The sequence below is a fragment of the Ercella succinigenes genome (assembly GCF_900002895.1).
On the sequence record NZ_CDHP01000014.1, the window covers coordinates 1 to 1,289 of the forward strand.

The window sequence follows — 1,289 nt, forward strand, 5'->3', positions numbered from 1 at the left end:
AAGTCAAGTCCAAAAAGTTGGTGTAAATTGTCTTCCGGTATCTGCATGAATCAGGTGACAACATGCAGGTATGCTGCTCGTTCTGCTAACGCTTCTTTTCTTGCTGTTTCTCTCTCATCAAAGTAGCGATCCATTATGAAATACTTTTTGCCGGTCAACCATTTTTCATGGTGCTCCATCAGAACTGCTCCCATCAGTCGGATAAGACTGTCATCATTGGGGAATATCCGTATAACGCGTTCCCTACGACGTAGCTCTTCGTTGAGTCGTTCTATGCTGTTACTGGTTCTCAGTCGTTTGCGATAGGCTTCCGGCAAAGCAAAAACAGCCGTAATCTCGTCGAAGCTATCATCTAGTAACGCCATAGCTTTAGGTGCCTTATCCTGGTAGTTGTCCAGCATTTGCTGTTTTCTGTCTTTGGCCTGCCTTAGGTCTGGAGCATTGTATAGATCCGTCAGGCTACTCTTTATCTCGGATTGAAGCTTCTTAGGCGTCTTATCCAACAAGTTCTTAGAAAAATGTGTCTGGCACCGCTGCCAGCCAGCACCATGGAATTGTCTCTGAATTGCCTTCTTGAGTCCGCCGTGGCTATCGCTGACTACCAAGTCTACATCACTGAGACCTCTTGCTTTCAGCTCACTGAAGAAGTCGCTCCATGCTTTTTCGCTTTCGCCGTCTGCTATCTTGAAGCCAAGGACTTCGCGATTACCAGCATCATTGACTCCAGTAGCTATAAGCAGCCCTCTGGACTTAACACGACCATCATCTCGAGCCTTCATGTAGATGGCGTCTACAATCATGAAAGGATAGTGGCGTGACAGAGGCCGGTTACGGAAATTATCAACAACAGGATCCAACTCCTGACAGAGCATAGAAACAGTCGATTTAGAGAAGCTGGTGCCGCATAATGTTTCTGTGATCTCACTGACTTTTCTGGTTGATACACCTTGAACCACCATTTCCATAAGGCTTAAGAGTAAGGCTTTTTCGCTGCGCTGGTAACTACGGAATAAATCGGTAGAGAAGGTGCCATCACGGAATTTAGGCACGTGAAGAATCAGCGTTCCTACTCTAGTTGTCAGGGTACGCTCGCGATAGCCATTCCGATAGCTGACACGTCCATCACTTCGCTCATACGGCTCGGCATTCAATTGTTCGCTGGCCTGTCCTCGCAGCACCGCATCAAATACTTTTTCCAGTAATTTCGCCACCCCGTTCTCCCGATTTCCAAGCATAAGGTCTTTAAGAATTTCGTCTTCCAGTGTAAGATGTACTTGAGCCATGATCTC

General features: G+C 46.7%; 1 protein-coding gene. It reads right to left on the reverse strand.

Annotated features, from left to right (window positions below; translation table 11 throughout):
* Positions 1–50: 50 nt before the first annotated feature.
* On the reverse strand, positions 51–1,283 hold the full coding sequence (locus AC0KSB_RS04485) for an IS256 family transposase (RefSeq protein WP_472307021.1): 1,233 nt from the start codon (positions 1,281–1,283) through the stop codon (positions 51–53).
* Positions 1,284–1,289 lie beyond the last annotated feature (6 nt).